Here is a 14,708-nt window from a genome sequence, read left to right on the forward strand (position 1 = left end):
GATGATAGCAAGTATAACGATTGGCACGGTTATTTTTGGTTATTCAGGCTGGACGATTTTCCGCTATGTCAAAAAAAGCAGAGAAGGAAAATGCGCTGCCTGTTCATTAAAAAATAGCTGTAAAAGCAAATGTGACTCTTTTAACTAAATCATTTGATTGTGTTTATAAAAAAGGGAGCTGTCTCAAAAAGCCGTGTTTATCAGCTTATGCGACAGCTCCCTTTCTATCTGGCAAGCAGTGCCCGATCTTTGGCAAAACGGATCCATTCCTCCAAGCATCTCTTATGTATATGGATTAGAGAACCGGAAGATTATCTATTTTCTCTTCGACATGTAATAGCCGGCCATGCCTAATAACGTTCCCAGCAAGGCTCCGCCTATCACTTCACCTGGCTTATGGCCAAGCACTTCTTTAAGCGGATCAGGCGCCTTTTCCTCATATTTAACCGGATCATCTTGATGAATTTTATCAATCAATTCATCTAAATCATTTACTTTTAAAGTCAATTCACCGGTTTGTCTGCGGATTCCCTGGGCATCATACATAACAATTAGACCAAAGATGACTGAAAGAGCAAAGTCAATGGTCGAGACTCCTTTTTTCATGGCAATATACGTAGCTAAGGATGATACTCCAGCTGAATGAGAGCTCGGCATGCCCCCTGTCGCCAAAAACAGTTCAGGCTTCCATTCTTTTTTCTTCATATAGTGAAGTGGAATTTTCGCAGCCTGTGCTGTCCCAATACTTGATAATGCAATGATAATACCTCTATTCAAGTCGCTCACCTCCATGTTATTTTGAAAAAAAGCAGCAGTTTTTATTCTCTTGCAGCATAAAAAGAAGACAGTATAGAAAACTTAGCCGTTTAATAGGATATTTCTCTTTTTTTAGACACCTTAAACAAAAAATTCATGGAACGATGTTATTGGCACAAAAAAGGAAATTTCTCTCTTAAAAAGGACTAAATCATGGGCACTACTGTACGGAACATTACATAACGGTATTAGATGTGTTATTCACTTTTTTATTAAAAAATTTAATAAAAAGTTTTTAGGCAAATAAAAAAGACCAAGCACTGGTCTTTTTAAAGATACATTATTTTCCACATTGATGGAGAGAAGAAAAATTTTATCTATATATTCAATATCTTCTTTTTTCGTTATAAACTTTCAGCAAACTCATTCTTTCTTTTTATTTTATCTGCATACATGTTTTTATCTGCCTGGGAAAACAAGCGCATCATTTGTTCTATTGAAAAAGGAGAATAACTATAGCCAATAGACATTTTAATTATCACATCAGAAGAGTATGTATTATAATGTTCGATCGCTTTTACTATATTAGCTATTAATTGTTTTATTTGTTTCTCTGTCCGATCAGCCACAATTAATACAAACTCATCTCCGCCAAGTCTTGCAACAGTTATATAATCGGAAGAAAATTTATTTAATATTCTTGCAGTCGTCTTTATTAATAAATCCCCAATGATATGTCCGTAATGGTCATTTGTATGCTTCAATTCGTCTAAGTCACATAAAATTATGGCGATCGGAGAATTTATTTCTTCATTAAATTTAGAAAAAACCAATTCAAAATACTCCCGATTATAACTATCCGTTAAAGTATCATGGTATAAACGATAGTTTAATTTTTCCTGTAACTCTACTTTATCATCTATAGTTCTTAATACTCCTTGAATAGCCACTAATACACCATTTTCATAAACAGGCGTCGCATATTCCTCAAACCACCTATACTTTCCATCTTTATCTTTCCACCTTTGAATAATTGCTTCACTATAATCTACTTGACCGGTAATTTTTTTATACAAAGTATCATAATCATCAGGATGAATATCTCTAAAACAAACATCAGGATTTACATAGGCATATGCAATGGACCCTTTTCCAAAAATATTTTCTGCGGAAGGACTAAGGTATTTATACTGTCTTTCCGGATAGACTTGGTAGTAATAAATAAAGTCCTTTGAATTTTCTACTACATTAACAAATTGGTTATGTTTCTCAATAAATCTAGCCCTTTCTTTCTGCCATTTTTTATATAAAAAAGGAATACTGAGGATCACTAGTAAAGCAGCAGTAGCGAATCCTGATGCAAACGCTGAATACATAACCAGCTACCCTTCTTTCATCTAAAGTTGTCTTATGAATATAATAACAGGAAATTAGGTAAAATTGGATAATTTTAAAAACTTAATACCTATATCTTAATTTTATTGTAATAGAAGAGTTTTATTTAATTTTGAATTTAGCACAAAGTTAATTTTAATTATATTTTATATAAAAATGCCCTTTTTTATACTATTTTCCATAAAGCAGTATCACTTCTTCAAGTAAGTCAATGCCCTTTACTATCTCATCCGGCTCGGTATATTGGTTTGGATGGCGGTTAAGCTCCTTCACTCATGGAACAAATATCAGGCCAACTGGACACCGTCTCGTCATGTTCATCGTATTGTGAGCCGCTCCACTTTGCCTATGCACATAAAAGCATGCGTTCAAGTTTGCTCTTTTTTTGGACAAGCAATTCTTGTAATGCTTTTTCACCTGAATGGTATTGACTGATTTTATCAAAAAGTAGTTGATATTTCTGCTTACTGTTCATTCAAATATCTCCTGTTCTATTATTCTCAGATTTAAAAACCCATATTATCATGATTTTACAAAATTGATCTTTGTGAATGTTCAGATATTTTTTATGAAAGAGGATATTTTAAAAAGAAATAGGCGATTTCTCAAAGATTTATAAATTTTTATTCTCCTATTTTATTCGTCTAGACAAGCTGTTTAGCGGCTGCATATATTATTACATACCAATTGAAAGGAGGAATTTTATGTCACACGATATGTCAAACAACATGTCTTCCTGTGAAAGACTTGCCAATATTATTGGAGGCATGGTTATCACTTCATCTCCCGCTTGTGTTGTTCAGCGTCTTCGAAACATTAATGCTACTATTTTAGGCCGTCGTACTCGCTCTCCATTAGCCCTTCCATTTGCCCTCTCTTTTGAAAATAATCGAAATGGCGAAACTCTTAATCTAGGCGAAACGGTCATCCTTCAAAGAGAAATCAACCCATTCCTAACAGCATTGCGTAAAAGAGGCATCACGGTTACAGCTCTTCACAACCACTGGCTTTTCGATGAGCCGCGCTTAATGTACATGCACTGGGAAAACGTTGGAGATCCATTTGAATTTGCAAGAAATAGTATTGAAGCAGCAAGAGAAGCAGGTCTCTTCTAAAGATCAGCCACTTATAACGTCTTTAATAGGCGTTATAAGTGGCTTTTTCTCTTCTTATCGCGAAAGTTATAAAAGTCCTTCCTATCTTATGTTCTCCAATAAGTAAAACCTTCGATAACTCAATGTTTCGAAGTCAGCAAACGAAAACCGCTTTCCTATAAAAAGAAAAGCGGTTTTACAGACAAATAGAATACTAACTTATAGCGCTTTTTATTTTACGGCTGACAATTCACTTTCAGTTACCCATTTATGGTTTTTTACCTTTTCTCCATTTGTTGTAGAAGTGTAATGGACCATGTAGACAGTTGTGTGTTCAGATGACTCTATTGTAGCTGCAGCCCCTTTCATCCCCTTCATATGGTCTGCTTCTAATGTTACCTTTGTCCCAGGTTCTAAAACTTTGTCGTCCGCTTCTTTTATTTCCTCTTGAATTACCCACTTATGATTGGTTACCCTTTCACCGCCAGTAGTTGGATTATAGGAGACAACATAAGCGATCGTATCGTAAGCACCTGCGATGGTTGCTTCTGCCCCTTTCATTCCCTTCATGTGATCCGTCTCAAGGATGGCTCTGTCTCCCACTTTATACGTTGGATTCTCTTTCACCTTTAATTCTTCTGGAACTTCTCCGGAGCTAGAATGATCCATTTCTTCATGGTCCATTCCTTCCGTTTGCTCTGTATGCTCTTGATTTTCGATATTTTTTGTTTCATCTTCCTTTTTCACACTTTCGTTCTGATCATTTGAGCAGGCGCCTAACAATAAAAAGAGAGCTGTACATAGCATCATTACTCGTTTTTTTAGCATTGTTCTAATCCTCCTTTGATGATTGTTGTATCATCTTATCAAGGAAATTTGCAGAAAATATGGAGGAACGCCACTAATCTAATGTAAGCTAGAAACTCTTTTGTCTTTACTTCCCTACCCACTTATAACCTACTCCCCAAACAGTGGAAAGATAGTGATCAACAGGAAAATGTACTTGCCGGAGCTTTTCACGAATATTTCGCATGTGTGAATCAATCGTTCTATCTTCTGTGAATGCTTCATCTCCCCAAATGCTTTCTAATAAATTGGCTCTCGAAAAGACTTTATTAGGATGTTGTAAGAGTAATCCGAGTAAAGAAAACTCCTTTGGCGTCACTTGGATCACTTGTCCATCGTAAATCAATTCATGAGCCTCTCCATCCCATAAGAGTCCATCGTATTCAATTTTCATTTTTTGATCGCTCTTGGCTCTCCTGAATACGGCTTCTATTCTTGCGAGAAGCTCTGCTTCATCGAATGGTTTGGTTATGTAATCATCAGCACCCATTTTTAGCCCTTTGACTACGTCCATTTTTTCATCTCTTGCCGTCAACATAATAATGGGAACATCAGAAAACCCTCTAATTTGTCTGCATGTACTCCAGCCATCAACTTCCGGCATCATAATATCTAATAGAACCAAATCAACATCATGTCTTTTTATATAGGAAATAGCTTTCAGTCCAGAATTAGTTTTGATGCATTGATAATTTGGTGTTAAGTAAATGCTTAATAAGTCTAACATTCTCTCTTCATCATCTACGAGCAAAATCGTGTTCATTCTATTGCCTCCTCTAGCCAAATCAAAAACAAAGTTCCTTTTTGCCTTTCACTTTTTATCTCAATTTGGCCTCTATGTGCCTCTACCAACTCTTTCACAATGGATAGCCCTAAGCCTGTTCCCCCTAAATTCCTTGAGCGGGATTTATCTACTCGATAAAAACGGTCGAAGATGAAAGGGATATCTTCTTTAGGGATTCCTATTCCTTCATCTTTAATGGAAATTAAGACTTTTCCTTTTTCTTTTTCTGCCCAAATACTTGTTTTTGTATGGGGAGAAGAGTATTTAATGGCATTGTCCAGTAAGTTAATCAAAATCTGTTCAAATCGCAAAGGATCTATCATCACCTCTATATGTTCACTGCACTCACATTCGAGATTCATCTTTTTTTCTTGAAAAGCTGGAAGCATTTTTTCACAAATGGCTGTGATATAAGAAGATAACTCTATTCTCGTTAGATCAATTACGAAAGCATTGCGGTCCAGCTTGGCCAAATTAAACAAATCTTCCATCATCGCAGACAATTTCTCAGATTCCTCATAAATAATGTTGAGATATTGGCCTCTCTCTTTTTCAGTAATATTTTTTCTTCTCGCGACGTCGGCGTATCCTTTAATATATGTTAAAGGCGTCCTTAATTCATGAGAAATACTCGATAAAAACTCATTTCTCTCTTCTTTCAAATGCTTTAAATCTTTTGCTAGCACGGTGATAGATCGTGATAATTCACCAAGCTCGTCTTCTCCTCTGCCGGGTAATTGCACAGAAAAGTCACCCTTGCTTAGCTTTTCTGTAGCCCTCTTCATTTGAATAAGAGGAGTGGTCAAAGCTTTTGATAAGAACAGAACCGTGACAATTAAAAGCGCCATGGTTAAAGCAGCTGCAAACAAGAAGTGCTCATTTAATTTCGAAATCATGCCTTGTATTTGATCCGTACTTTTGAACATATAGACGAATCCTCTCTGTTGGCCACTCGTTAAATAAGGACTAACCGTAGCAATATACGGCTCGTTCTCCCATCGTCTTTCTAAAATCTTTCCATTACGAGGAACATTTCTTAACTTTTTAGATACGATCTTCTTTTCTTCACTATCTACTTTAGAAGAACTGATGATCATACGCTGTTCATGATCTGTAATAATGACTTCCGTATTCGCTTTTAACTCCATTAAAGCAATATGGTGGAGTGTTTCTCTATTATAAGAATCCTCCAAAACTTCTCTATGACTGTTCCCTCTTGCAAGCAATGCCTGTAATTCCTCTTCTACCCTGCTTTCCACAAGACCGGTATGTAATACAAAAAACAAACAAACCTCAATCATGATCATGATAAAGAAAAACCAGAGACCGAGTTTTAACGTTATTTTGTTGATCATCATCACCACTTTTCAATTGTTATCCTTATCATACTGAATTCATCATCATAATTTGTGCAGTTTTTAAGGAGTTTTACTAAAATCGTTAGAAATCACATAATACGGGTAGATTTTAAATGACTACTACTACAAGGAGGAATCTTGATGAATACGATGTATGAGGAATGTATCAAATCTTGTATTGAATGCATGGAAGCATGCAACCATTGTTATGATGCCTGTTTAAAAGAGGAAGATGTGAAAATGATGGCCGGTTGTATCCGATTAGACAGAGAATGCGCGGATATATGTGCGTTAGCAGTTAAGTCTATGCAATCGAACAGTCCATTTGCTAAACAAATCTGCCAGTTATGTGCCGATATTTGCGAGGCGTGCGGAAATGAATGCAAAAAACATGAGCATGACCATTGCCAGAAATGTGCTGAGGCGTGTTTCCGCTGTGCTGAAGAGTGCCGTAAGATGGCAGCGTAATCTAGACGGAGAGTAAAAATAAACCAAGTCTGCCTCCCTTAACTAAAGTGGAGGCAGACTTGGTTTTGTTTCTCTCTTCCTAAAACTGGTCTTGTAAAAAAGTGTTAAGCCGATTTAGAAGCATCATCGTTATATTCTCGCCCTCTAAAGATCACGTGCCCTAATGAATAAAGCTTGCTTCCTGTAATAGCAAGAGATACAGCCATTGCTAAGAACGCAAGATCCAATTCATAACCTGCTGATTGTCCGTTTCCTAAGAAACCAGCTGCTAGTTTTACTTTTAAGATCGCTCCGATCATTATAAGAGCTAAGAGAGCGGACACCATTTTGGTGCCTAATCCGAGGATTAAAGCTATTCCGCCAGCTGTCTCTATTAAAGCGACCCCGTATGCCAAAAATCCTGGTAAGCCAATGCTTTCAAACCAGCCAACAATATTTTCTATTCCCCCTTGGAATTTTGCCAACCCATGAACAAAGAAAGCAATTCCCAACACAACCCGTAAAATCAGGGCACTCCATTCATATTTGTTTGTCATTCTAGATCCTCCGTTTTTCATTTTTTCATGAACCAAATTGCCATACACTATGGCTCAAGTTTCCATATCGATAGCTTCGATGAATAAGTTCAGCTTTTCTCTCGTCATCCGCTGCTCCCATTGCATAAAAGATGGGGATAAAGTGCTCATTTCCATATGGCGGCACAGCCAGGCGGGCTGTAGGAGCCAAAGTATTGTATTGAAACAGCGAGGTCAAGTCCCAATTTTTCAAATGGCGCGCGAGCCACTCATCGAAATCGAGGGCCCAATCATCAATTTCTCCATGATCTGACATCATTTTGACTGCTCCGAGATTGTGAACTGTTCCCCCGCTGCCAACAATTAAAATATCCTGTTCTCTCAGCTTTGCCAGCGATTTTCCGATTTTATACTGTTCCTCTGGTGTAAGCCGTGGATTAACAGACATGGCAATGACCGGGACATCAGCCTCTGGATAAAGCAGCCGAAGAACGACCCAAGCGCCATGATCCAAGCCTCGTCTTGTTTCTACTTCGTAAGGGATATCCTGTTCAGTAAATAACTCTTCAATTTCCTTAGCGACCTGATTATCTCCTTGAGCTGGGTATTGAATACGGTATAAAGCTTCCGGGAAACCTCCAAAGTCATAAATTGTACTATACGTTTCTACATTGCTTACCTTTTGTACTGGTGATTCCCAATGTGCAGAAAATAATACAATGGCTTTCGGACGAGGCATTGTCTTGCCTAATTCAGTTAGAAACTGTGTATATTCGTTATCTTCAATGGCTAAAAGCGGCGCTCCATGAGCGATAAAGAAAGACGGCATCATAATTTATTTTCCTCCTTCAATTTTTTTAATTTTATAAAAGATAATGGATGCAGCCGAATTGGGAGAGGATATTGAAAACATAAAAGTTTGCTATCCCTCAACTTCTCTTGCTTATTAAGATCAAAAGAGATTGTTTTCATACATGATAGAAATCATCGTGCAATCATCCAATATTTTTTATTTCTGATGTGAATATTTGTTTCCTATAAGATAACAAATTATTTAATAGATCGTCAACTGTTTTTTTGTTAATATAGAATTAAGTTTCCTATTAGACAACAACCGAGGTGTAATAGTATGGACATTGGTTCAAATATCCGAGTAATCAGAAATAGAAAAAAAATTACCATTGCACAAATGAGTGAGGCTACAGGCCTTTCAAAAGGATTCATTAGTAATATGGAAAATAATAATACGTCACCATCTATTGCTACGCTGCAAACAGTGGCTAATTTTCTTCATGTGCCTCTGCCGTATCTTCTGTTAGAAAAAGAAGAACGGATGAATGTAGTGAGAAAAAATGAGCGGAAATATACGACTCATAAAAGAGAAAACATTAAAGTCGAACATCTCATTTCAAGAGATGGGCTCACATTGCAGCATGTCGAATTTCCTCCCGGTACCGCAACAGGAGAAGAACCACACGTTCATGAAGGAAAAGAGTGCCACCTAGTGTTGAAAGGAAAAATCCTAGCTGAACAAGGGGAAGATTCTTTTATATTAGAGGAAGGGGATTCTTTTAGCTGGAATGCCTGCGCCCCTCACTTTGTGAAAAATATTGGAGAGGATACAGCAGTTGTTTTAATTGCTGTTTATACAGATTCTGCATCCGATGATACTTTATAAAAAATAAAAACCCGCCATTCGCGGGTTTTTATTTTTTCCTTCTTAATCTTAAAAATAAGTAACAGCTTTAATGGTCTTTTACAAGTAAAATTCCATGTGCTTTTTGTCTTGTTTGTAATAGTCCAGCCTGTCTTGTAAGGTGCCTGTATGAAATTCAAACTTATGCCCGTCCGGATCAGTGAAATAAATGGATTTTTTATCTCTCTCATCTCTAGTGCGGCCGATTAAAATATTTACTTGTAAATTCTCTAATTTTTCATATATACGATCGTAATCCTCTTCTTCTATTGAAAAAGCGATATGCGTGTAAGACTGTCTGATTTCTTCGCGCGGAATATTCTTTTCTACATTAAGTGCAAGCCATATACCATTTAGGTCAAAATAAGCCGTCCCCTTGCCTTTAACTAACAGCTTCGCTTCAAATACGCTTTCGTAAAATTGAATAGAACGCTCTAGATCCGAAACTGAAAACAAAAAATGATTCAAACCTTTTACGATCAATTTTATCACCTCCAAATTTTCAACTATTATACGCTGCTATTTTCTATTCAAAGAAAATTTGAAAAGCAGCCTCTATACAAAGACTGCTTGTTTGTCGGATTTATTACTTTCTAGGAAGTGAGTCTACTATTTAATTATAATCTTATAGTTTTAAAGGTGCACGAAAATAAACTACTTGATTATTAAGCTATTCAATAAAGTACTCTAGCTATCCACTTCTTACCCCATAAAGAATACAGCCTACTCCGAGAAACACCCAGAAGATCGTTTGAAAAGAAATTCGATCGGTAAGACCCAACAGCCCAATAGAAGTAGTGGCAATTAAGATGATTGGCCCTACTAAGGCCAGCGAGCTATTGAGAATGAGTGCCTTTTCAATATCATTGAATCGCAGCATTAAAAAAGCAGCAAAAATTTCAATTCCGCCCGACAGTATCCTTAATAAAGCCATGCCTAGTACCGCTTTTTCTATAAATGTAAACATACGCTCCTCCAGTAAAAACCGTTCTTTTTACATTTATATGCAGTCATATAGAAAAGCAGGACAAGGCTTGTGAACTTTTTTATCTGTCCTTCCTTTTGGTTATTATCTATAGTCTAATTTCTATGCTTTTTGTCTTTCTTCTTATGTTTCATTCATCTACTTTAACTGATCCTGCCATTAAAAACTTGTCCCCCGCCGTTAATTTTGATTACTTTAAGACGGTTATCTTGTTTGATAAAGACCGTTTTATATTGTTTTTCGCCATTTTTATTCGCAAGCAAAAGAATTCGCTTATTCTCATTATCCGTAACCGTTTCAAATATGTACTCTTGGTCATGAATGTGTTTCATTATTTCTTCATATTCAGGCAATGAAGTCCACTCTTTTTGGCCCTGGCTCTCCTTCCCCTGCTGGGCTGTCTCCTTATGCTGAACAGGCTGTTCCTTTTCTTTTATAGCTCCACGATTTCTCTTCTCCTCTTCGTTGCTGCAGGCTGCGAGCATGAGCGTAGCTATACAAAAGGACATCATCATTTTTTTCATCTGCTTCACCTCCGAGCTGTTGATGTCTTTTCTACTTTAACAAAAATTCTATTCTCGTTCCTCTGTCATGCACTGGTTCAGCTTCTTTAGGCTTTGGCCCTGTCATCTAGTGGTTTTGTACATAATTTATAGAGAGAATGACCTTGTTAACAAAAAGGAGAATGACGAACATGAATCCATATTATTTTTATCCTGACTTCATTCCACAATCAGTGGACCATTACGCTGATTATTCTTATATGCAGCCGGAAGAAGAGTTTGATGTAAATCGGCAGCCGCAGGCGCTGGAGAGAAGAATCGAGGTGCTCGAACGAGAAAACCAGCGGCAGGTTAGAGAACTAACGCGACTTAGCCGAGAGATCAATCGAATCAATCAGGAAATTAACCGAATCAATCAGGAGATCAACCGGTTAAATCAAAATGATGAACGCCACACGAGGCGTTTGAATCGATTAAACCAGCGATTACGTACAGTAGAAAATAGATTGCATATTCCATTCGCCGCAATGGAAGACGGATTCTAATAGCAAATAAAATCAAGCCAGGGATGACAGAACATCCCCGGCTTGATTTTTTATTTAATCACACGTTTAGCGCCCACATAACGGTCTTTCCAATATTTTTCATTCATTTTTACCTCTTTTACTCCTTTAGAGGTTGCCCCTACAAATTTGCCATTCCCCGTATAAACAGCAACAAAGGAAACTTTCCCTTTTGCCCCTGTTGCATAAAAAACAAGGTCACCAAATTGCAAATCTTTTTGTTTGACTGCTTTGCCTATTTTATATTGATCAGCACTTGTTCTCGGAATTTTCATCTTAGTAGCAGCTTCTTTATACACATATTGTGTAAAGCCCCCTGCATCAAAGCCTTTCGGGGAAGCGCCTCCATACTTGTAAGGCGCTCCTATAAGTATTTCTGCTTTTGCAGCTACTTCTTCTCCGTAATTAATAGTAGCGGATGCCTGCTTGACAGGTCCACATGCGAAAGAGAAAGCGAAAGCAAAAAGAGTAAATACTGCGACTGCCCATCTTGAAACTGGTAAATAGATGTTCAACGAAATGACCTCCTAATTGGAAAAAATTTAACACAAGAACAAATATATGCTCGCTTATGTTTAATATTCCACTATTGAAGCATAATAAAAAAGCAGATAAAAAATCTGCTTTTCATTAAACCGCTTCAACGAAAGGTTTCTTTTTTAACTGTTCAAGCATTTGCTTGGAAAGCGCTTCATAACCGAGCGCATTCGGATGCACGCCATCAGGTGCAAGGTATTGCAAGTGATGGCCATTAATCACTTTTGTCGTTTCGAGGACGATGGAATGATTGTATTTGTGAGCGACTTCATAGATTTTCACATTCCATTTTGGCAGTAACTGATCAGCCACTTTGTAAAGATCATGACTTGGTTTTAACGGGTTGTACATTTCTAAGAAAACAATGGCAGCGGACGGATTTTCTTTCTGAATCCGGTCCGTCATCGCCGTTAGGTTTTTGATAAATGTTTCCCGCATCGAGTCAAAATTTGCCACTACATTTTTGTAATCCCCTTGATAAAGAGTTTCCAAAATATCATTACCGCCGACATTAATCGTAATCAAGTCGGCTCTTTTAATTTGTTCATCAAACTTGCCTGTTTGGACTAGCGTATTTAAATTTGTACTGTTAATACCAAGAATTCCTTCATTTTCTAATACTACTGTTTTGCCCGTTTTCTCTTCTAAACGGCGTGAAAAATAATCGACAAAGCTCTCTTCATTTTCTGACCCAAAGCCAGCAATGATCGAATCGCCAATAGCTAAATGATTTAAACTCTCTTTATCAACGTTGCTAAAATAATCAACATAAGAGAGAGCGGCTTGCGCAGAGGTAGGCGCAGCCTCTTCTTTCATTTGCTGAATTCGATAAGTAGGATAATAAAGCCAAAGGGATACAGCAATGACAGCAGCAATGACAATCGAGATAGTATATTTAAATAAACGCTTCATTTTTAGCTCCTTTGCTTCCTCTAAGATTGTTATATTTTTTTCCATTTCAATTAGTAAAAGGAATGTCAATTCACTAGAAAGTGTAGACGAATCTTATAATAATCATACCTGTATTTTCAAGTGAAAAAACCTGGTATGCTTTTGTTCACAAGATTTGTGGTAAAATAAAACGGACCTATATTACTTTCAAAGGACGGATCAATAAATGAATATTACACACCATACGGTTGAGCTTCTTGAAGATCCATTTGGATTGCTTGCCGGAGAGAGATTTGAATTTCATCTGTATGCAAACGTAGAGGAAGAGGATGAACTCTATTCTGAATCTGGATTTTATATTCGCGTACTTTATTTAGTCGATGGGGATGAGGAAAAGATCATTCATTATCATTTGCATGACAGAGCAACAGGAGAAGTTCTTGACTTTGAACTAGAAGAAGAAGAGGAAGCTCTTGTGGCAGCTTACTGTCATGATCACCTTCCTAGTGAAGAAGCTGAATAACGGACAATACCCCGCCTGCAAACAGATCGTCGCTAGCGGGGTTCAACTTATTTCTTCTGTTAATGTTTCCGTAGTAATCACATCCTCTATTTTATCTCACTCTTCATATACTCCTGCAACTGTTCTTCTGTTAAATGCTTAACGAAGTGGTAAAAACTAATTGATTCCATTTCGTAATTTTCACAGCTTTCCATATAATACTCATAAGCTTCGCGATATATCTCCATAACACTCACCTCCTTCCTGTTATATAACAAAACAATTTTATTAAAATTAATGTATAACAGCTAGAAAGTGATGTCAATCCTTTGCCTCCACTTTACCCGAAATATTCGGAAAATAAACGATAAAAAGCGGATAGACAACGAAATTCGCGTCTATCCGCTTCCTTCATTAAAGGAAGTATCCTAATTTTTTCGCCTCATAAGCCAGCTCTTCCTGAAACTTTGGATGAGCAATTTGAATTAGGGCCTTTACACGCTCTCGAATGGTTTTTCCCCGCAGCTGGGCGATCCCATATTCCGTCACGACATAATCCACGTCGTTTTTCGAAGTGGTTACTGGTGTACCTAAAGCTAAAGCAGGAACGATTTTGGAGATGCTATCATTTTTGGTTGTGGAATGCAAACAAATAATTCCTCTGCCTCCTTGCGATAAACGCGCGGAAACCCCAAAGTCCGACTGCCCTCCGGATGAGGACCAATACGTGTTCCCAGCCTTCTCTGCATTGCACTGGCCCAGAAAATCAACTTCAATAGCTGCATTAATCGTGACCATGTTGTCTATTTGAGAAACACGGCGAACGTCATTTGTTTCATTTACCGGCAGCATAAAAATATCTCTATTTTCATGCATGAAGTCATACAGCTTCTTCGTGCCATAAGCGAATGTTGCTGTTGTTTTTCCAGGGTAATCCGTGCGCCTCCGATTCGTGACGGCTCCACTCTGATAAAGCTCTACTAATTGATCGGGTATCATTTCTGTCAAAATAGATAAATCCTGATAATTTGTCAAAGACTTCATTACCGCATTCGGAATCGCCCCGAATCCAATTTGCAAGCTATCCCCATCTTTAATAAGACTCGCAACATAGCGGCCGATTTTTTCATCTTTTTCCGTAATGACAGGCACTGGAGATTCTATTAATGGCTGATGATGCTCAATGAGCGCTGTGACTTCCGAAAGGTGAATTTGATTCCTCCCATAAGTTCGCGGCATGTATTCATTTACTTCCAGTAAAATCGTTTTGGCGGTTCTAGCGAGCGGTGCGGTATAATCGCAATTCGTTCCCAGAGAAAAAAAGCCGTTCTCATCCATCGGTGAAACAGTGGCCATTATCACCTGTTGGTCTGTTATTTCTTTTAACAATGCCGGTACGTCCGAAAAGTGATTAGGCAGCAGGTCCACAGCGCCTTCCTGAAACGCGTGTCGATCGCCAGCTGCTAAAAACATCGAAATGACTTTTAGCTCTTCTGGCTTCTTTCGAATCGCTGGCCGGGACGTTAACATTTGGAATAGCCGGTTTTCTTTTAAATCTTCTCTCTTTTCAAGTGCTGCCAGCAAAGCTGGTGGTTCGCCAGCCATTAAAGGGACGATAATATCGTCGCCTGCTTCAATCAAGCGAACTGCTTCGTCTGCCTTCATCAACTTTTTTTGATATTCTTTTTCATTCGCCACGGACGACACTCCCTTAAGCCGTTTGACAATTTTTTCATGCTTTCTCTTTATGAAAAGAGAAGATGTCTTGTCTTTATCATATATACTGGCTATTGGTTGTCAAGCAGTCTAGTTTTA

The 14,708-nt window shown here is 37.7% G+C and carries 21 protein-coding genes; 6 read left to right on the forward strand and 15 right to left on the reverse strand.

From position 1 onward, the window contains the following. The first annotated feature begins 1 nt into the window (after position 1). Complete coding sequence (locus tag AC623_RS09995; RefSeq protein WP_049662295.1) at positions 2-148, forward strand: FeoB-associated Cys-rich membrane protein; 147 nt, start codon at positions 2-4, stop codon at positions 146-148. Positions 149-315: 167 nt separating this feature from the next. Here the strand turns inward: AC623_RS09995 and AC623_RS10000 are convergent, their stop codons facing one another. From AC623_RS10000 to AC623_RS22105, 3 genes are all read right to left on the reverse strand, one after another. Beyond that, on the reverse strand, positions 316-777 hold the full coding sequence (locus AC623_RS10000) for a divergent PAP2 family protein (protein ID WP_049662296.1): 462 nt from the start codon (positions 775-777) through the stop codon (positions 316-318). A 383-nt stretch (positions 778-1,160) separates the two neighbouring features. Further along, on the reverse strand, positions 1,161-2,132 hold the full coding sequence (locus AC623_RS10005; RefSeq protein WP_049662297.1) for a sensor domain-containing diguanylate cyclase: 972 nt from the start codon (positions 2,130-2,132) through the stop codon (positions 1,161-1,163). Between the two features lie 365 nt (positions 2,133-2,497). Further along, on the reverse strand, positions 2,498-2,626 hold the full coding sequence (locus AC623_RS22105; protein WP_269429910.1) for a hypothetical protein: 129 nt from the start codon (positions 2,624-2,626) through the stop codon (positions 2,498-2,500). A 229-nt stretch (positions 2,627-2,855) separates the two neighbouring features. Here AC623_RS22105 and AC623_RS10010 point away from each other — a divergent pair, with 229 nt between their 5' ends. Beyond that, entirely contained in the window at positions 2,856-3,266 is a 411-nt protein-coding gene (locus AC623_RS10010) for a DUF1259 domain-containing protein (RefSeq protein WP_231603453.1), read from the forward strand. A 210-nt stretch (positions 3,267-3,476) separates the two neighbouring features. Here AC623_RS10010 and AC623_RS10015 read toward each other — a convergent pair whose 3' ends face one another. From AC623_RS10015 to AC623_RS10025, 3 genes are all read right to left on the reverse strand, one after another. Beyond that, complete coding sequence (locus tag AC623_RS10015; protein WP_049662298.1) at positions 3,477-4,073, reverse strand: YdhK family protein; 597 nt, start codon at positions 4,071-4,073, stop codon at positions 3,477-3,479. A gap of 106 nt (positions 4,074-4,179) precedes the next feature. Then, positions 4,180-4,854: a response regulator transcription factor gene (locus AC623_RS10020; protein WP_049662299.1), complete on the reverse strand. Its 675-nt coding sequence runs from the start codon at positions 4,852-4,854 to the stop codon at positions 4,180-4,182. Then, positions 4,851-6,230 (reverse strand): sensor histidine kinase, encoded by a 1,380-nt coding sequence (locus AC623_RS10025; RefSeq protein ID WP_331456993.1) that lies wholly within the window; start codon positions 6,228-6,230, stop codon positions 4,851-4,853. Before AC623_RS10025 ends, AC623_RS10020 begins: the two co-directional genes overlap by 4 nt. Before the next feature lie 144 nt (positions 6,231-6,374). Between AC623_RS10025 and AC623_RS10030 the strand changes: the two genes are divergently transcribed. Continuing rightward, a complete protein-coding gene (locus AC623_RS10030) occupies positions 6,375-6,701 on the forward strand; it encodes a four-helix bundle copper-binding protein (protein ID WP_049662300.1) in 327 nt (108 codons plus the stop codon). Positions 6,702-6,805: 104 nt separating this feature from the next. Here AC623_RS10030 and AC623_RS10035 read toward each other — a convergent pair whose 3' ends face one another. Together AC623_RS10035 and AC623_RS10040 are read right to left on the reverse strand one after the other, a co-directional pair. Continuing rightward, the gene (locus AC623_RS10035; RefSeq protein WP_049662301.1) at positions 6,806-7,237 is read right to left on the reverse strand and encodes a DoxX family protein; all 432 of its coding nucleotides are present in this window, start codon (positions 7,235-7,237) and stop codon (positions 6,806-6,808) included. A gap of 25 nt (positions 7,238-7,262) precedes the next feature. After that, positions 7,263-8,048, reverse strand: coding sequence for a dioxygenase family protein (locus tag AC623_RS10040; RefSeq protein ID WP_049662302.1), 786 nt, complete (start codon positions 8,046-8,048; stop codon positions 7,263-7,265). Positions 8,049-8,345: 297 nt separating this feature from the next. Here AC623_RS10040 and AC623_RS10045 point away from each other — a divergent pair, with 297 nt between their 5' ends. Next, the gene (locus tag AC623_RS10045) at positions 8,346-8,894 is read left to right on the forward strand and encodes a helix-turn-helix domain-containing protein (protein ID WP_049662303.1); all 549 of its coding nucleotides are present in this window, start codon (positions 8,346-8,348) and stop codon (positions 8,892-8,894) included. A gap of 78 nt (positions 8,895-8,972) precedes the next feature. Here the strand turns inward: AC623_RS10045 and fosM are convergent, their stop codons facing one another. From fosM to AC623_RS10060, 3 genes are all read right to left on the reverse strand, one after another. Continuing rightward, positions 8,973-9,392 (reverse strand): FosM family fosfomycin resistance protein, encoded by a 420-nt coding sequence (fosM, locus tag AC623_RS10050; protein ID WP_442853566.1) that lies wholly within the window; start codon positions 9,390-9,392, stop codon positions 8,973-8,975. Positions 9,393-9,603: 211 nt separating this feature from the next. Next, positions 9,604-9,879 (reverse strand): YqhV family protein, encoded by a 276-nt coding sequence (locus tag AC623_RS10055; protein WP_049662305.1) that lies wholly within the window; start codon positions 9,877-9,879, stop codon positions 9,604-9,606. A 161-nt stretch (positions 9,880-10,040) separates the two neighbouring features. Further along, positions 10,041-10,421, reverse strand: a complete 381-nt coding sequence (locus AC623_RS10060; protein WP_049662306.1) for a hypothetical protein — start codon at positions 10,419-10,421, stop codon at positions 10,041-10,043. A 170-nt stretch (positions 10,422-10,591) separates the two neighbouring features. Between AC623_RS10060 and AC623_RS10065 the strand changes: the two genes are divergently transcribed. Beyond that, positions 10,592-10,945 carry a hypothetical protein gene (locus AC623_RS10065; RefSeq protein WP_049662307.1) on the forward strand — a complete coding sequence of 118 codons (354 nt, stop codon included), beginning with the start codon at positions 10,592-10,594 and terminating at the stop codon, positions 10,943-10,945. A 50-nt stretch (positions 10,946-10,995) separates the two neighbouring features. Here AC623_RS10065 and AC623_RS10070 read toward each other — a convergent pair whose 3' ends face one another. Together AC623_RS10070 and AC623_RS10075 are read right to left on the reverse strand one after the other, a co-directional pair. After that, positions 10,996-11,478 carry a C40 family peptidase gene (locus tag AC623_RS10070; RefSeq protein WP_049662308.1) on the reverse strand — a complete coding sequence of 161 codons (483 nt, stop codon included), beginning with the start codon at positions 11,476-11,478 and terminating at the stop codon, positions 10,996-10,998. A 115-nt stretch (positions 11,479-11,593) separates the two neighbouring features. Continuing rightward, the gene (locus AC623_RS10075) at positions 11,594-12,412 is read right to left on the reverse strand and encodes a GDSL-type esterase/lipase family protein (RefSeq protein ID WP_049662309.1); all 819 of its coding nucleotides are present in this window, start codon (positions 12,410-12,412) and stop codon (positions 11,594-11,596) included. Positions 12,413-12,617: 205 nt separating this feature from the next. On the opposite strand from AC623_RS10075, the gene AC623_RS10080 reads away from it, so the two are divergent. After that, positions 12,618-12,914 (forward strand): DUF6509 family protein, encoded by a 297-nt coding sequence (locus tag AC623_RS10080; protein WP_049662310.1) that lies wholly within the window; start codon positions 12,618-12,620, stop codon positions 12,912-12,914. A gap of 86 nt (positions 12,915-13,000) precedes the next feature. Here AC623_RS10080 and AC623_RS21750 read toward each other — a convergent pair whose 3' ends face one another. Both AC623_RS21750 and AC623_RS10085 read right to left on the reverse strand, forming a co-directional pair. Then, positions 13,001-13,141, reverse strand: a complete 141-nt coding sequence (locus AC623_RS21750; protein WP_176713704.1) for a hypothetical protein — start codon at positions 13,139-13,141, stop codon at positions 13,001-13,003. 166 nt (positions 13,142-13,307) lie between these two features. Then, positions 13,308-14,591, reverse strand: a complete 1,284-nt coding sequence (locus tag AC623_RS10085) for an acetyl-CoA hydrolase/transferase family protein (protein WP_231603455.1) — start codon at positions 14,589-14,591, stop codon at positions 13,308-13,310. Positions 14,592-14,708 lie beyond the last annotated feature (117 nt).

It is taken from the genome of Bacillus sp. FJAT-27231 (genome assembly GCF_001183975.1).
GTDB classification, from domain to species: Bacteria; Bacillota; Bacilli; order Bacillales; family Domibacillaceae; genus Pseudobacillus; species Pseudobacillus wudalianchiensis.